Origin of the sequence: Halopseudomonas aestusnigri (genome assembly GCF_002197985.1) — a bacterium.
GTDB classification, from domain to species: domain Bacteria; phylum Pseudomonadota; class Gammaproteobacteria; order Pseudomonadales; family Pseudomonadaceae; genus Halopseudomonas; species Halopseudomonas aestusnigri.
On record NZ_NBYK01000001.1, the window covers coordinates 677,075 to 691,429 of the forward strand.

At 61.5% G+C, this 14,355-nt stretch carries 17 protein-coding genes; 9 read left to right on the plus strand and 8 right to left on the minus strand.

Annotation, left to right across the window (positions count from 1 at the left end):
• The first annotated feature begins 147 nt into the window (after window positions 1-147).
• Window positions 148-966 carry a UDP-2,3-diacylglucosamine diphosphatase gene (locus B7O88_RS03260; RefSeq protein WP_088273743.1) on the plus strand — a complete coding sequence of 273 codons (819 nt, stop codon included), beginning with the start codon at window positions 148-150 and terminating at the stop codon, window positions 964-966.
• Window positions 967-972: 6 nt separating this feature from the next.
• On the opposite strand, the gene B7O88_RS03265 is transcribed toward B7O88_RS03260, so the two are convergent.
• The 3 genes from B7O88_RS03265 to B7O88_RS03275 all read right to left on the minus strand — a co-directional run bounded on the left by B7O88_RS03265 (window position 973) and on the right by B7O88_RS03275 (window position 3,540).
• Complete coding sequence (locus B7O88_RS03265) at window positions 973-2,352, minus strand: adenylate/guanylate cyclase domain-containing protein (RefSeq protein ID WP_088273744.1); 1,380 nt, start codon at window positions 2,350-2,352, stop codon at window positions 973-975.
• Between the two features lie 188 nt (window positions 2,353-2,540).
• The gene (locus B7O88_RS03270) at window positions 2,541-3,110 is read right to left on the minus strand and encodes an HD domain-containing protein (RefSeq protein WP_088273745.1); all 570 of its coding nucleotides are present in this window, start codon (window positions 3,108-3,110) and stop codon (window positions 2,541-2,543) included.
• Between the two features lie 103 nt (window positions 3,111-3,213).
• Complete coding sequence (locus B7O88_RS03275) at window positions 3,214-3,540, minus strand: Mpo1-like protein (protein WP_088273746.1); 327 nt, start codon at window positions 3,538-3,540, stop codon at window positions 3,214-3,216.
• Between the two features lie 205 nt (window positions 3,541-3,745).
• On the opposite strand from B7O88_RS03275, the gene B7O88_RS03280 reads away from it, so the two are divergent.
• On the plus strand, window positions 3,746-4,777 hold the full coding sequence (locus B7O88_RS03280; RefSeq protein ID WP_088273747.1) for an AraC family transcriptional regulator: 1,032 nt from the start codon (window positions 3,746-3,748) through the stop codon (window positions 4,775-4,777).
• A 5-nt stretch (window positions 4,778-4,782) separates the two neighbouring features.
• Entirely contained in the window at window positions 4,783-5,349 is a 567-nt protein-coding gene (locus B7O88_RS03285) for a nitroreductase family protein (protein ID WP_088273748.1), read from the plus strand.
• A 1-nt stretch (window position 5,350) separates the two neighbouring features.
• On the opposite strand, the gene B7O88_RS03290 is transcribed toward B7O88_RS03285, so the two are convergent.
• The 5 genes from B7O88_RS03290 to B7O88_RS03310 all read right to left on the minus strand — a co-directional run bounded on the left by B7O88_RS03290 (window position 5,351) and on the right by B7O88_RS03310 (window position 8,566).
• Window positions 5,351-6,679 carry a HAMP domain-containing sensor histidine kinase gene (locus tag B7O88_RS03290; RefSeq protein WP_088273749.1) on the minus strand — a complete coding sequence of 443 codons (1,329 nt, stop codon included), beginning with the start codon at window positions 6,677-6,679 and terminating at the stop codon, window positions 5,351-5,353.
• Between the two features lie 21 nt (window positions 6,680-6,700).
• Window positions 6,701-7,048, minus strand: a complete 348-nt coding sequence (locus tag B7O88_RS03295) for a Spy/CpxP family protein refolding chaperone (RefSeq protein ID WP_088273750.1) — start codon at window positions 7,046-7,048, stop codon at window positions 6,701-6,703.
• Between the two features lie 103 nt (window positions 7,049-7,151).
• Window positions 7,152-7,832 (minus strand): response regulator transcription factor, encoded by a 681-nt coding sequence (locus B7O88_RS03300; protein WP_088273937.1) that lies wholly within the window; start codon window positions 7,830-7,832, stop codon window positions 7,152-7,154.
• Window positions 7,829-8,248 carry a hypothetical protein gene (locus B7O88_RS03305; RefSeq protein ID WP_140418555.1) on the minus strand — a complete coding sequence of 140 codons (420 nt, stop codon included), beginning with the start codon at window positions 8,246-8,248 and terminating at the stop codon, window positions 7,829-7,831. The genes B7O88_RS03300 and B7O88_RS03305 overlap by 4 nt, the downstream gene beginning before the upstream one ends.
• Before the next feature lie 15 nt (window positions 8,249-8,263).
• Window positions 8,264-8,566, minus strand: a complete 303-nt coding sequence (locus B7O88_RS03310) for a YciI family protein (RefSeq protein ID WP_088273752.1) — start codon at window positions 8,564-8,566, stop codon at window positions 8,264-8,266.
• A gap of 168 nt (window positions 8,567-8,734) precedes the next feature.
• On the opposite strand from B7O88_RS03310, the gene B7O88_RS03315 reads away from it, so the two are divergent.
• From B7O88_RS03315 to rluB, 6 genes are all read left to right on the plus strand, one after another.
• Complete coding sequence (locus B7O88_RS03315; protein WP_088273753.1) at window positions 8,735-9,589, plus strand: PHP domain-containing protein; 855 nt, start codon at window positions 8,735-8,737, stop codon at window positions 9,587-9,589.
• Between the two features lie 30 nt (window positions 9,590-9,619).
• Window positions 9,620-10,264 (plus strand): L-threonylcarbamoyladenylate synthase, encoded by a 645-nt coding sequence (locus B7O88_RS03320; RefSeq protein WP_088273754.1) that lies wholly within the window; start codon window positions 9,620-9,622, stop codon window positions 10,262-10,264.
• Between the two features lie 85 nt (window positions 10,265-10,349).
• Entirely contained in the window at window positions 10,350-11,567 is a 1,218-nt protein-coding gene (locus B7O88_RS03325; protein WP_088273755.1) for a tryptophan--tRNA ligase, read from the plus strand.
• Between the two features lie 3 nt (window positions 11,568-11,570).
• Complete coding sequence (locus B7O88_RS03330; protein ID WP_088273756.1) at window positions 11,571-12,446, plus strand: segregation and condensation protein A; 876 nt, start codon at window positions 11,571-11,573, stop codon at window positions 12,444-12,446.
• Complete coding sequence (scpB, locus tag B7O88_RS03335; RefSeq protein WP_088273757.1) at window positions 12,427-13,242, plus strand: SMC-Scp complex subunit ScpB; 816 nt, start codon at window positions 12,427-12,429, stop codon at window positions 13,240-13,242. Before B7O88_RS03330 ends, scpB begins: the two co-directional genes overlap by 20 nt.
• Before the next feature lie 64 nt (window positions 13,243-13,306).
• Complete coding sequence (gene rluB / locus B7O88_RS03340; RefSeq protein ID WP_088273758.1) at window positions 13,307-14,209, plus strand: 23S rRNA pseudouridine(2605) synthase RluB; 903 nt, start codon at window positions 13,307-13,309, stop codon at window positions 14,207-14,209.
• The last annotated feature ends 146 nt before the right edge of the window (window positions 14,210-14,355 follow it).

Here is a 14,355-nt window from a genome sequence, read left to right on the forward strand (position 1 = left end):
ATAAGGCAACGGCTGGAGGTCGCCATTGTATACGAAGCGGCGAAGTCCTGCGGTGCTGTGGTGTTGTCATATTGCGGTCATCCGGATGACACAGTCCGGTCACTGCCGGACGGTAGCGTGAAGACAACTTCCCGAGGAGGCAGGCGCATGAATACAGCGGTGTTGTTGCCAGAGGCGCAAAAACAGCGGGTCAGGACGCTGTGGATATCGGATCTTCATTTGGGCACGCGCGGATGCCAGGCCGACAAGTTGGCGACCTTCCTCAAGTCTGTCGAGTGCGATCAGCTGTATCTGGTGGGCGATATCATCGACGGTTGGCGGCTGCGCAAGGGTATCTACTGGCCCCAGGCGCATACCAACGTATTGCGGCGTATCCTCACCATGAGCAAGCGCGGCACCCGGGTAACCTATGTCACCGGCAATCACGACGAGTTTCTGCGGCGCTACTCCACTCTGGTGCTGGGCAATATCGAACTGGTTGACGAGGTGGTACATCAGTGCGATGACGGACGCCGGCTGCTGGTAATCCACGGCGACCAGTTCGATGTCATTACCCGCTGCCACCGCTGGCTGGCCTTTCTCGGCGATCACGCCTATGAGTTCAGTCTGGTTCTGAACCGCTGGCTCAATCACTGGCGTTCGCGCTTCGGCCTGGGCTACTGGTCATTGTCAGGCTATCTCAAGCATCGGGTGAAGAAAGCGGTTAACTTCATCAGCGAGTTTGAGGAGGCGCTGGCGCACGAGTGCAATAAGCGCGGTCTGGATGGCGTGGTGTGCGGGCATATCCACCATGCCGAGATCAGCAGGGTCAGCGGTATCGATTATCTCAACTGCGGTGACTGGGTTGAGTCTTGTACGGCGCTGATCGAACACCAGGATGGCCATATTGAGCTCTATCGCTGGCATGATGCTCAAGCGCAAATGCTGCAGCCGGTGAACGAAGCGCTTGAGGGACGGGCGGCCTGATGCCGTCTAGACAATGACCTTGTCGCGCAACTTGCGGGCGGCCTGCTCCAGTGCCTTGATGATCTGTTCCTTGTCATAGTTGCGAACGTGAGTGGTGTCCAGATACATCGAGAAACCGGTCAGTTCGTGCTCCACATAGGTCGGCGCGGCGCCCAGTTCGCGACGCAGTCCGACCACTTCGTAAATCTGCACCGGTCGTGAGAAGCCTTTCACGCTGATCTGGCCCTTGTCGCGGCACATGATCAGTTCCTTCACCAGGGAGTAGGTCTCGTGCGAGATGAGAATCTCGCCGGCGTCGGCTGCGCCCTCCAGGCGGCTGGCCAGATTCACCTCGCGGCCGATGATGGTGTAATCCATGCGGGTCGCGGTGCCGAAGTTGCCGACGGTGCAGTAACCGGTGCTCAGCCCCATGCGGATTTCCAGCGGCTTGGTGATGCCGCGGCTGCGCCACTGCTGGCGCAGCACCTTCATATGCTTGCGCATGGCAATGGCCATGGAGACCGCAGCCTCTGCGTCCTGCTTGGCGCCACGTGTTGACGGGTCGCCAAAGAAGACCATGACGCAATCACCGACGAACTTGTCGATGGTGCCACCGTATTGCAGGGCGATACGCGACATCTCGTCCAGGTAGTTGTTCAGCAGGTCGGTCAGGGCTTCGGCTTCCAGTTCCTCGGCCAGTTCGGTGAAGCCGCGAATGTCCGAAAAAAATACGGTCAGCTTCTTGCGTCGTGTTTCCAGTCGAGCGCTGCGTTTACCCGAAAAAATGGATTCCCAGACCTGCGGCGACAGGTATTTGGATAGGTTGGCGGCCAGCCGTGACGTCTTCTCCTGCTCGCGTTGCAGCTGCTGCTGGGCCTGTTCCAGGTGGCGGCCCTGGCGATGCACGAATGCCGCGACGATCAACAGGAAGAAGCCTCCGCTGATAAGGCTGACCAGGGTCACCAGATTCGAACTCGCGAAGACCAACTGTGGCTGAAAGGCTGCCGCGCCCAGCAGGGCGCCGGCGATAGTCAGCAGACTGCCGGCGATCAGGTAGGTTGAACCCCCGGCAATCAGGCAGGAGAAGCCCACCAGCAGAAAGAACACCAGGCTGGGTACCACGGTGAATCCGAGCACCGCCATGAACCCGCCGGTATGAACGGCATCGAGGGCAAGCAGGGTAAGGCGCTTGGTGGTTGAGTGTTGGGGCGGGACCTTACGGCTGATCAGGTGAGCCAGTTGCGGATAGGCAAGCGCATAGAGAATGCTGATCAGATAAGCCAGCTGATGGCCGCGTTCGACCAGCACGGCGCTGAAGGTCAAAGCGACGCACAGGTAGGCAATCGTGCGCGAGTAATAACCTTCAAGGGGTGGTTTGGCGAGCGGTTTGTGGGTGTCGGTGATCATGTTCAGTCGAATCCGTGGCCGGGCAAGAGCACCGAGCGGGTGTCTGTGACTGGGCATGATAGGCCGTAATCCGCACGGCGGACAATGCCGCGCGGACAGGCTGCGAGTTGCTGGCGAGGTGCGGATCAATGCCGCGCGTAACCGGGCGTAGCGCAATACCCGGTACGTGCGCCGCCCCCGCTGCTTGCCTAGACCTTGTAGATACTGTTGCGCGGTTTGGCGAATACGCGGCGCAGCATGGGTTCGAAGAATTCCAGCGGCTCGCTTTCATAATCCGGATCGAAAGCCGGTGCATCGTACTTGGCGCAGAACTCGGCGGTGTACTGATACTGCGGATGATCCTTGAACTGGTCGCGCAGATGCCGATCCATACCGAGGTGGTGGAAGAAATAGTACCCCTGGAAGACGCCGTGCTTTTCAACCATCCAGAGGTTCTCCGGGCTCACAAACGGCTTGAGGATGGCGGCGGCAATGTCCGGGTGGTTGTAGCTGCCCAGGGTGTCACCAATATCGTGCAGCAGCGCGCAGATGACATATTCCTCATCCCGGCCGTCACGGTGGGCGCGCGTCGCGGTCTGGATCGAATGTTCCAGGCGATCGATCGGAAATCCGCCGTAGTCACCGTCCAGCAGGCGCAGGTGTGCAAGGATGCGGTCGGGCAGATTCTTGGCGAACGGACGGAAGTGCTCGGAGATGATGCTCCAGTCTTCGGCGGTTCCTTCCTGCATGGCACGGAACGTGGCGTGTTGCTCACCCATGATGGATCTCCTCTTGTTATCTGTTTTGGGTCAGGCTGCAGGCATCATAGAGGCGATAGCTGGAGGTGACTGTCGCTGTGCTGACATTCAGGCGATTCACCGCTCAGAAGCGGATTCGGCCGGTCAGCGCATCGCGCAGCATGACCCAGTCTCCCAGAAAGCTGTAAAAGGGATGGGTAAAGGTCGCCGGCTTGTTGTGTTCAAAAAAGAAGTGGCCAACCCAGGCAAAACCGTAGCCGGCGATCGGCAGGGCCAGCAGCCACCAGAGATTGCCGCTGAGCAGGCTGTAAAGCAGCAGGATGATCACCAGACTGCTGCCGGCGTAGTGCAGGCGGCGACAGGTGTCGTTCTGGTGCTCGCTCAGGTAGTAGGGGTAAAACTCGGCAAAGGTGCGAAAGCGAGTCGGTTCGGGTGTGCTGGATGCTGGCATGATAGCGGTCCTGTAGGTGGCAGAAACGGTTGGACTCGGCCGCTGAGGCGCGTGACATCAGCTTAGACAATGCAGTAACAGACGGGTATGGCTATCGCGGCCAAGTCGAGCTGTGCAGGTTTTTTATTCGCCCGCACTTTAGTCTATGATCGTCCGCCGGATACCAAAAACGAACGTCTGAATCCGCTCACAGCGGCGAGAAATCATGGATCGCGCAATACGGACCACATCAGCAGGTTGGGTTTCTGCCATCGGCCACGCTCTGGCCGTCGACGGGCTGGACATTGCTGCAATATTCCGCGAGCTGGGGCTGGATGCCGAGGTGCTGACCGACCCGGATGCGCGGATCAGCCAGGACAGCATGACCCGGGTCTGGCAGCTGGCGGTCGAGCGCAGTGGCAATCCGGCTATCGGCCTGAATATGGCAAGGGTGGTGCGGCCAGGTCATTTCAGTGTGGTCGGTTACTCGCTGATGTCCAGTCGCACGCTGCGAGAAGGCTTTGGCCGGGTGGTGCGCTATCAGCGGCTGATCGGCGAGTCGGCCGATATGGTAATGCAGATCGAACCTGATACCTGCCGGCTGCAATTTGCCATCCACGGCGATCGGTTGCCCGCAGCGCGGCAGAGCGTGGAAGCAGCCATGGCCTACGCGTTGGCGTTCTGCCGCTGGATGACCGCGGAACCCATTGTGCCGCTCAAAGCCACCTTCGCCCGACCCGAGCCGCAGGACACCACGCCCTATCGCGCACTTTTCGATTGCCCGCTGGAGTTCGATACGCCGAGCTATTCGCTGCTTATGTCCCGTCAGTTGATGGAAGCACCTCTGGCCACCGCCAATGACAGCCTGGCCAAGTTGCACGATCGCTTCGCTGGCGATTTTCTGGCCCGCTTTGAATCCGACCCTGTCACTCACCAGACCCGTCAGGTACTCTGCCGCCTGTTGCCCCAGGGCGAGCCCAAGCGGCAGACGGTTGCCAGTGCCATGAACATGAGCACGCGGACCCTGCAGCGTCGCCTGCAGGAAGAGGGTGTCAGCTTCCAGCAACTGCTTGAGCGTACCCGCCGGGAACTGGCGCTGCAGTATCTGGGTCAACCCCAACTCACACTGTTCGAGATCGCCTGCATGCTGGGCTTTGCCGATCCGAGCAATTTCTTTCGTGCCTTCAAGCGTTGGTTCGGCCTGCCGCCGGGCCAGTATCGTGAACAGGTACTGCAGGACCAGTCCGAGGAGGAATGATACCCGTGGATGCCTTGACCCTGCTGCATGAGCGGGTTTCCGTGCCGCGCCTGGTTGGCCCGGCCCCGACTGTCGAGCAGCAACAGGCGATGTTTCTGGCTGCCCTGCGGGCGCCTGATCATGCCTATCTTCGTCCCTGGCGTTTTCTGGTCATCGAAGGTAGCGGTCTTGACGCTCTGGGTGAGCTGTTTGGCCGGGCCGCGCTGGCCGATACGCCGGACCTGTCGGCGGATACGCTGGCGCGCTATCAGGGGTTGCCGTTGCGGGCGCCGCTGATGATCGTGGCCATCAGCCGCCATCAGGAACACGCCAAGGTGCCGGTGATCGAGCAGGATCTGGCCTGCGGTGTTGCCGTCGGCAACATGCTGCTGGCAGCACATGCGATGGGGCTTGGGGCTGTTTGGCGTACCGGAGCGCTGGCCTATCACCCGGTGGTGCGTCGCGGGCTGGCGCTAGAGGAAAACGAGCACATTCTGGCCTTTCTCTACGTCGGCCATCCTGCCGGAGAACGCAAGGCGGTGCCGGCCCTGGACGTTGATCGGTTCTTCACTCGCTGGCCGGCACAAGATTGACTCAGTGCTGAACGGTCGGCAGGCTGATGTCGACCCGCAGTCCGCCTGCCGGATTGTGTGAAAAGCACAGACGGCCGCCGTGTCGCGCGATGGCTCGCCGGGCAATCGTCAGCCCCAGGCCGTAGCCACTGTCCTGACTCTGGCCCGGCACCCTGAAGAAGGGATCACCGAGTTTGTCCAGCCATTCATCGGCAACCCCCGGACCCTGATCATCGATCCGAATCAGTGCCTGCCCTGCGCTGCGGCGCAGGCTGATCTGAATCTCGCCGTTCTCCGGGCTGAAGCGCACAGCATTGCGAAGCAGGTTATCGATGGCGGCTGCCAACTGGTCCGGCCAGCCGTGGAGCGTTAAACCGGTTTCACCGCTCAGGGCAATGGCAAGATCGGATGCGCCAAAGCGCGCATCTTCAACAATCTCGGCAATCAGCGGGTCGAGGGCAAACGCGCTGGCCGGCTCGCGCCGGGTATCCAGCCGGCTGAGGGTCAGAATGCCGTCAATCAGTTGGTCCAGGCGGTCGCATTCGCGATCCAGACGCTGCCAGAGCGGGTCATTGGCTGGCAGGTTCTGCTGGCTGCCGAGCGCCAATCCGACGCGAAGCCGCGCCAGCGGCGAGCGCAGTTCATGGGATACATCACGCAGCAGTTGCTGCTGGCTGTCCAGCAGTGTCTGGACCTGCTCGGCCATGCTTTCGAAACGGCGGGCCAGTTCGCCAAGCTCGTCGCGACGGGCCGTGGTTCTTTGCAGTCGCTGTGCATTGAACTCGCCTTTGGCCAGCGACTGGGCGGCAGCGCCCAGATCACCCAGCGGGCGCGTCAAATAGCGGCTCAGCAGCAGACTCAGCAGAGCCAGCACAACGACCGCCAGACCAATATTGAGCAGCAGGGTTAACGGGGTGCGCTGGCTCCGCCACAGGGTTGGGGCGGGCACATGAAGGGCGATGATGTAGCTGGCCTGATCGGTAGTCCAGGCCAGCTGAAACAGGCGTCCTGGTCCGGGAGGCTGTTCGGGTGGCCCCGACGGTAAATGTGACTCGGCCTGTAGTCGCGGCCGGCGCGACAGGGTGCCAGGCAGCAGGCTGTCGCCGGCGGCGTCAAACAGGCGAGCGCGCAGGCGACGTTCGCTGCGTTGCTGTTCGAGCCACTGCTGAGCGGCGCTTGGGCCGTTCTGCTCGTAGACGGTCGCGAGCTGCGCTGCAAAGTCGCGCAGCTCGGGATTCAGTTGCAGCAGCAACCAGTCCTGCTGCAGTGCGCGACTGACCAGAAAGCCTGAGCCACCGACCAGCAGGGTTGCCAGCCAGAGTACGGCAAATACTTTCCAGAACAGGCGCATGCAGCGTTCTCTTGGTCAGGTTCAGCGGTTACAGGGTTCGCCGCGCGACAGGCGGCCTTCGCGGCGTTCCTGCATCTGCTCGCGGCGCTGTTCATGCAGTTGTTCCATCTTTTGCCGTTGCTCGGCGGTCAGGACGGCATCAAAGCGCGCCTTGCTTTCCTCGCGCAAGGTCTGGAACCTGGCGCGTTCTTCTTCACGAATCTGGCTCAGTTGCGCTTTTTGTTCGTCAGTCAGCGACAGCTCTTCAGCCATGCGCTCGAAACCGCGCTGGTGTATTGAACCGTCCCGAGGCTCTGCAGGTGCGGCCATCAGGCCGGCAGACAGGCTGGCAGTCAGCAGCAGGGTAGTAGCAAGCAGGGTGTTTTTCATGGTCGTTCTCCGTGGATATCTGACCGGGAAATCCGCTCATTACCTGCAGAGTCTAGTGACCCTTTTGTCAGCGGCGGCCTGCACAGGGTAAAGAGTGTGTAAATCAGCTGCCAAGCAGATAGCCGCGTCCACGGATCGACTGGATGCGCGGGCGGCCGTCCGGATATGGGCCCAGTTTGCGGCGCAGATTGCTGATATGCATGTCGAGGCTGCGGTCGTAGGTGCCCAGTGGTTTGCCGAGCGCCTCGCGCGACAGTGTCTGGCGGTCCACTACCTGAGCGGGTCGGGTCATCAGCGCACGCAGAATCAGTGCTTCGCTTTGCGTCAGTTGCAACGGCTCGTCGTCCAGCCAGGCCATCAGGCTGCCGCTGTCCAGGCGCAGGCCGGCATGGGTCAATACCTCGCTGGCGCTGTCTTGTGCCGGCTGGCTTCGGCGCAGCAGGGCCCGCAGTCTGGCGACCAGTTCGCGCGGGTCGCAGGGTTTGGCCAGATAGTCGTCAGCGCCCAGTTCGAGGCCGAGAATACGGTCCACCGGTTCGCCGCGTGCACTGAGCATCAGCAGGGGAGTCCTGCAGCTCTGGCGCAGTTCACGGAGGATTTCCAGTCCGTTCATGCCGGGCAGCATGACGTCCAGGATGATGACGGCAAAGTGATCGGAGCGCGCAGCCTGGAGGCCGCTGGGGCCGTCGTGGCAGGCGCTCAGGGCAAAGCCGTCGGTGGCAAGCCAGTCGGCCAGCAGGTCGCAAAGTTCCTGATCGTCGTCGATGATCAGGACAGGGGTCAGTTCAGCCATTCGCGGCGTTTCTGGCGGCCCAGCTTGGCCAGCATGAAGCCCAGCAGCAGGCTGCCGGCAACCGTCAGTCCGCCGACCAGGAACCAGCGCTGCTGTTGCGCGACCAGGCGGCTCTGGGCCTCCATGCGCGCTGCCAGATTATCCGCGCGCAGTTGCTGGTTTTCTTCCTGCAGCTGGCTGATCTCTTCCGATTCGCCACCGGCGGCGAGCTGGTCGGCGAGGCGCTGACGTTCAGCTTCCACACTGGCCAGTTCGGCCTGGAGCGTGCCGATGTCCTGTTGGCTGTTCGCCGTTGCGCTCGGCGCTGTCTCGGGTGCGACTGTTTCGGGCGCGGTATCGGCAGTTTGTGCTGTCGCGGCATTGACCAGGCCGCACAACATTAGCGCAAGGGTGAATGGTCGTAACATGGGCTGCATCCTTGATCAGGCCGGAAATACGCGCTTGAAGGGTTTGACGGTGACCTGCTGGTAGACTCCGGCTGCAACATAGGGATCGTTATCGGCCCATTGCTGTGCATCATCCAGTGACGGGAACTCGGCGACCACCAGGCTGCCGGTAAAGCCGGCGCTGCCCGGATCTTCGCTGTCGACTGCCGGCAACGGTCCTGCCAGCAGCAGGCGGCCTTGCTCCTGCAGTGTCTGCAGGCGGGCCAGATGATCCGGGCGGGCGGCCAGACGGGCGGAGAGACTGTCGGGGGTATCGGTAGCCATGATGGCGTAGAACATGCGGAATCCTTGCTGTGTGATTCGGGCGGACAAATGCAGGGTGGCGGGCCGGCGAACTCGTTCGCAGGCTGCGTTGATTCACGGGCGGACTTACCTGCCTGAGTATATAGCCGGCATAATAGGCGAAAGTCCCGCCGTGGCGTCAAGCGGCCCGCCAGGAGAGTTTTCGTGATTGTCGACTTGCACATGCACAGCACCGCCTCTGACGGCAGTCTCAGCCCCGAGGTGCTGATGCAGCGCGTCCACGCGGCCGGCGTTGATCTGGTCGCACTGACCGATCACGACTGTATCGATGGCCAGGTAGAAGCCGCGACAACTGCCCGCGCGCTGGGTGTCCGATGGGTTAGTGGGGTGGAAATGTCCGCCCAGTGGTTTGGCCACACATTGCATATTCTGGGTTATGGATTTGACCTCGATGCACCTGCAATGGTCGATGCGCTCGCAGCGGTGCGCGAGGGGCGCTGGAGCCGCGCTCATCAGATCAGCGAGCGGCTTGCGGGCAAGCGTATGCCTGGGGCGTTCGATGGCGCGGTGGCGGTTCAGCAGGCCGCGGGCGGCGATGCGTCGCAGCCGCCGGGGCGCCCGCACTTTGCCGAATGGATGGTGCAGGCCGGTCATGTTCGCGACCACGGTGAGGCATTTCGCAAGTGGCTCGGTGCCGGCAAGCTCGGCGACATTCGCCAGCATTGGCCGACCGTCGCCGAGGTCGTGAGCCAGATTCGGGCTGCCGGCGGGGTGGCGGTTATTGCGCACCCCTGGCATTACGGGCTGACCCGCAGCAAGCTGAGAGCGTTGCTGCGTGAATTTGCCACTGCCGGAGGCCGGGGCATTGAAGTGGTGAACGGCAAGCAACCGGTCGACCAGGTGGCCTATCTGGGCAAGCTGAGTGTCGAATTCGGTTTTCTGGCCAGTTGTGGCAGCGATTTCCACAGTCCGGATTCGCCCTGGACCAGCCTGGGTAACATGACGGCTCTGCCAGCTGATTGCGATCCGGTCTGGGAGGATCGTGTGTTCTGCGGCTAAACTGCGGGTAAACCATTTCAGAGGCGGCTCATGAGTCAATTCTTCCAGATCCACCCGAATAATCCGCAAGTCCGCCTGATTCGTCAGGCGGCTGACATCGTTCGGCAGGGTGGCGTGATTGCCTACCCGACCGACTCGGCCTATGCGCTGGGCTGCCAGCTGGGCAACAAAGCCGCGCTGGAGCGAATTCGGCGCCTGCGTCAGCTTGATGACAAGCACAACTTCACGCTGGTCTGTCGGGACTTGTCCGAGCTGGGTGTCTACGCCAAGGTAGACAACACTACGTTCCGCCTTCTCAAGGCGGCGACTCCCGGGCCCTATACCTTCATTCTGAATGCCACCAGTGAAGTGCCGCGTCTGTTGCTGCATCCCAAACGCCGCACTATTGGCCTGCGGGTGCCGGATCACCAGATCACGCTGGATCTGCTCGAGGCGCTGGGCGAGCCCTTGCTGAGCGTAACGCTGATCCTGCCGGACGATCCGTTGCCGCTGACCGATCCGGAGCAGATTCGGGATCGGCTGGGCAAACTGGTTGATCTGATCATCGATGGCGGAGCCTGTACAGTCGAGCCAACGACCGTGATCAGCCTGCTTGACGGTGAGGCGGAGTTGCTGCGCGAGGGGCGCGGTGATCCGGAGCCGTTCGGTCTGAGTCGCGATGAAAACCTTGACTGATTGCTGTCGGGCGCTGACGCTTGGCGCTTTATCGGTATAATCGCCGCTGGTTAACCATCCCAATACGTCTTTTCAGGAGTTCCCCTTGAGTTCTGTCGATTCGCAGCGCCGGGTTTTGTCAGGCATGCGTCCCACCGGGCGTTTGCATCTGGGCCACTATCACGGTGTGCTGAAAAACTGGGTGAAGCTGCAACATGAGTACGAGTGCTTCTTCTTCGCTGCCGACTGGCACGCGCTGACCACGCACTACGAAGATCCGCAGAGCATCGAGCAGAACGTCTGGGACATGCTGATCGACTGGCTGGCAGCCGGTGTCAGCGGTACCTCGTCAACCCTGTTTATCCAGTCACAGGTGCCCGAGCACGCAGAGCTGCATCTGCTCCTGTCGATGGTGACGCCGGTCAGTTGGCTGGAGCGCGTACCGACCTACAAGGATCAGCAGGAAAAGCTCAAGGATCGCGATCTGGCAACCTACGGCTTTCTGGGTTACCCGCTGCTGCAGAGTGCCGATATTCTGATTTACCGCGCCGGCCAGGTGCCGGTTGGTGCTGACCAGGTCGCGCACGTCGAGATTACCCGTGAAGTGGCGCGTCGCTTTAACCATCTGTACGGCAAGGAAGTCGGCTTCGAAGAAAAGGCCGAAGCAGCCGTCAAGAAAATGGGCAAAAAGGCCGCCAAGCTGTATTCCTCGCTGCGCAAGGCGTATCAGGAGCAGGGCGATGCCGAGGCGCTGGAAACGGCTCGTGCGTTATTGAAAGAGCAGCAGAACATCACTCTGGGTGATCAGGAGCGCCTGTTCGGTTATCTGGAAGGCGGCGGCAAGGTCATCCTGCCTGAGCCGCAGGCACTGCTGACGCCGGACTCGAAAATGCCGGGTCTGGACGGTCAGAAAATGTCCAAGTCCTACGGCAACACCATCACCCTGCGCGACACCACCGATGAGGTATCCGAGAAGGTGCGCCGCATGCCGACCGATCCGGCCCGCGTGCGCCGCAACGACCCGGGTGATCCGGCCAAGTGTCCGGTCTACCAGTTGCATCAGGTGTATACCGACAAGGCCACCCACGACTGGGTGCAGGAAGGCTGCCGCAGCGCCGGTATCGGTTGTATCGATTGCAAGAAGCCGATCATCGACGCGATCAGCGCTGAGCTTGAGCCGATGCAGCAGCGCGCGGCGGAGTATGAAGCCAACCCGGACGCGGTGCGCATGATCCTCAACGAGGGCACCGAGCGCGCCCGTGACGCCGCGCGGGACACCCTGATCGAAGTGCGTCAGGCCATGGGCCTGCAGTACCGCCAGTAACCGATGGCTGACCCAACGCAGGACGCTGAGGTCAGACCCGACTCCGATGCCCCGGTGGATCGCTCCCGGGGTGTCGGGCGGCAGCAGGAGCTGCCCCTGGCTGTCGTCTACGGCGAGGCCTACACCGAGGTCCCGCAGGATCTGTATATCCCCCCTGAAGCCCTTGAGGTTTTTCTCGAAGCCTTTGAAGGTCCGCTCGATCTGTTGCTCTATCTGATTCGCAAGCAGAACATCGATATTCTCGACATCCCGGTTGCTGAAATAACACGTCAGTACATGTCCTACGTCGAGTTGATGAAGGCGGTGCGGCTGGAGCTGGCGGCAGAGTATCTGGTGATGGCGGCGATGCTCGCCGAGATCAAATCCCGCCTGTTGCTGCCGCGCCCCGAAGAAATGGAGGATGACGAAGGCGACCCGCGTGCCGAACTGATCCGCCGGCTGCAGGAGTACGAGCGCTTCAAGAAAGCCGCCGAGGATATGGATGCACTGTCGCGCATGGGCAGGGAAACCTGGGCTGTGCGGGTGGAGGTAGGTGAGCTGCCCAGCCGGCGTGCCCATCCGGAGGTCAGCATGCAGGAGTTGCTGCTGTCGCTGTCCGAGGTATTGCGCCGGGCAGAAATGTTTGAAAGCCATCAGGTTACCCGCGAGGCGCTGTCGACCCGCGAGCGCATGGCCGAGGTGCTTGACCGGCTCAAGTCAGGGCAATTCGTGCCCTTTGTCAGCCTGTTCACCGCCAGCGAAGGCAAGCTCGGCGTGGTTGTTACCTTTATGGCGGTGCTGGAGCTGGTCAAGGAGCAACTGGTTGATCTGGTGCAGAACGAGCCGTTTGCACCCATTCATGTCAAGGCGAGGGGAGAGGATGAGTCAGCCGCCGATTGAACACATCATTGAAGCCGCCCTGCTGGCTGCCGGTCGCGCGTTGTCGATCGACCGTCTGCGCGAACTCTTTGATGAAGACCGGATGCCGGGTTTTGACGACGTTCGCAAGGCGCTGGAAAAAATTGCTGCCAGTTACGAGGGGCGGGCGATCGAGCTGCGCGAGGTTGCCAGCGGCTGGCGCCTGCAGGTGCGCGAGGCTTACGGCCCCTGGGTGGCGCGGCTCTGGGAGGAGCGCCCGCAGCGTTATTCCCGCGCTCTGCTGGAGACCCTGTCGCTGATTGCCTACCGCCAACCCATCACCCGCGGCGAGATTGAAGACATCCGCGGCGTGGCGGTCAGCACCCAGATCGTCAAAACCCTGCTGGATCGCGAATGGGTGCGTATCGTCGGGCACCGAGATGTACCGGGCCGCCCTGCGATGTACGCGACTACTCGCCAGTTTCTCGACTATTTCAATTTACGCAGCCTGAACGAGCTGCCGCCGCTCGCTGCGGTGCGTGAAATGGATGAGCTGGACCTTGAGCCTGAGCTGGCGTTGTCTGGAGAGAGTGAACAGCCAGTGTCTGTTGATGGGGCAGTCGATGAACCCTGGCTCCCGGTTGAGCCGCTCAAGCCACTGGATTCAGAAGAGGGGCAGAGCGGTTTCCGTAATCTGCTTGATGAGCTCAATGCGATGGAGGCCAATCTCAAGAGTGATTTTGATGACATGCCGGTAGCGGACATGCCGGTCTCGGACATGCCGGTCGCCGATGAGCACGATCGACCAGATGATTCCGACGAAGAGCCTGTGAACTGATATAGCTGGCGCACGGCGTCGGTGTTATCCTGCTCGGCTTTTATCTACACCGGGAGGTGCTCCAATGACCGACGAATTTGAAGTAAACGACAGCCCGGCGGCCCCCGCCGCAGGCGAAAAGCTGCAGAAAGTGCTGGCCCGCATGGGGCTGGGCTCGCGCCGCGAAGTGGAAGGCTGGATCGCAGCCGGTCGCGTCAGCGTAAATGGTCAGCGCGCCGAGCTGGGCTGCCGTGTTGACGGCATGGATCAGATCAGTGTCGATGATCGCCCGCTGCGGCGTGACCTGAGCACCGAGGTTGTGCGTCGCGTGATGCTCTACAACAAGCCCGAGGGCGAGGTCTGTACGCGCGATGATCCGGAGGGTCGCCCGACGGTCTTTGATCGCCTGCCGCGTCTCAAGCACGGCCGCTGGATCAATGTCGGCCGTCTCGATATCAACACCAGCGGCCTGCTGCTGTTCACCACCGACGGCGAGCTGGCCAACCGGCTGATGCACCCGTCCTGGCAGATGGACCGCGAGTACGCGGTGCGGGTCATGGGCGAGGTGGATGACGAGATGATCGAGCGTCTGAAGGAAGGTGTCATGCTCGAAGACGGTCCGGCCAAGTTTACCGACATCGTGTCCTCCGGCGGCGAAGGTATCAACCGCTGGTTTCACGTCTGCCTGATGGAAGGCCGCAACCGCGAAGTCCGCCGTCTGTGGGAATCGCAGGGCGTGCGCGTCAATCGTCTGAAACGGGTGCGTTTCGGGCCGGTCTTCCTCGGGGCAGAGCTTCCGGTCGGTCGCTGGCGCGAGCTGAAACAGAACGAGCTGGATGCTCTCAGCATGGAAGTGGGGCTGGAGCCGATTGCCCTGCCGGCGATGAAAACCAGCGACAAGGAAAAACTGCAGCGTCTGGCCCGCAAGCCGTCCATGCATCAGGCTCGTCAGCCGCGTGGTGGGCGCAAGCCGACGCGCTCGCGCTGAGGTATTTGTAAGTAGGCGTGACAGATTACTGTCACGCCGCGTCATCTCCGGGTTTCGGCGTCATCGGTTCGCCCTTTGCACCGTTGTTGATTGCTTGGCGTTTTGCTACAGTGCGCTGTCAAAAATTTATTGTCGACAGTGAGGTT

Bases quoted from the DNA above. Each gene is read 5' to 3' on its own strand.
- B7O88_RS03310 (WP_088273752.1), bottom strand. From the start codon at position 8,566: ATGTTCTACGCCATCATGGCTACCGATACCCCCGACAGTCTCTCCGCC.
- B7O88_RS03260 (WP_088273743.1), top strand. From the start codon at position 148: ATGAATACAGCGGTGTTGTTGCCAGAGGCGCAAAAACAGCGGGTCAGG.
- scpB (WP_088273757.1), top strand. From the start codon at position 12,427: ATGAGTCAGCCGCCGATTGAACACATCATTGAAGCCGCCCTGCTGGCT.
- B7O88_RS03330 (WP_088273756.1), top strand. From the start codon at position 11,571: ATGGCTGACCCAACGCAGGACGCTGAGGTCAGACCCGACTCCGATGCC.
- B7O88_RS03295 (WP_088273750.1), bottom strand. From the start codon at position 7,048: ATGAAAAACACCCTGCTTGCTACTACCCTGCTGCTGACTGCCAGCCTG.
- B7O88_RS03280 (WP_088273747.1), top strand. From the start codon at position 3,746: ATGGATCGCGCAATACGGACCACATCAGCAGGTTGGGTTTCTGCCATC.
- B7O88_RS03305 (WP_140418555.1), bottom strand. From the start codon at position 8,248: ATGTTACGACCATTCACCCTTGCGCTAATGTTGTGCGGCCTGGTCAAT.
- B7O88_RS03275 (WP_088273746.1), bottom strand. From the start codon at position 3,540: ATGCCAGCATCCAGCACACCCGAACCGACTCGCTTTCGCACCTTTGCC.
- rluB (WP_088273758.1), top strand. From the start codon at position 13,307: ATGACCGACGAATTTGAAGTAAACGACAGCCCGGCGGCCCCCGCCGCA.
- B7O88_RS03270 (WP_088273745.1), bottom strand. From the start codon at position 3,110: ATGGGTGAGCAACACGCCACGTTCCGTGCCATGCAGGAAGGAACCGCC.
- B7O88_RS03320 (WP_088273754.1), top strand. From the start codon at position 9,620: ATGAGTCAATTCTTCCAGATCCACCCGAATAATCCGCAAGTCCGCCTG.
- B7O88_RS03265 (WP_088273744.1), bottom strand. From the start codon at position 2,352: ATGATCACCGACACCCACAAACCGCTCGCCAAACCACCCCTTGAAGGT.
- B7O88_RS03290 (WP_088273749.1), bottom strand. From the start codon at position 6,679: ATGCGCCTGTTCTGGAAAGTATTTGCCGTACTCTGGCTGGCAACCCTG.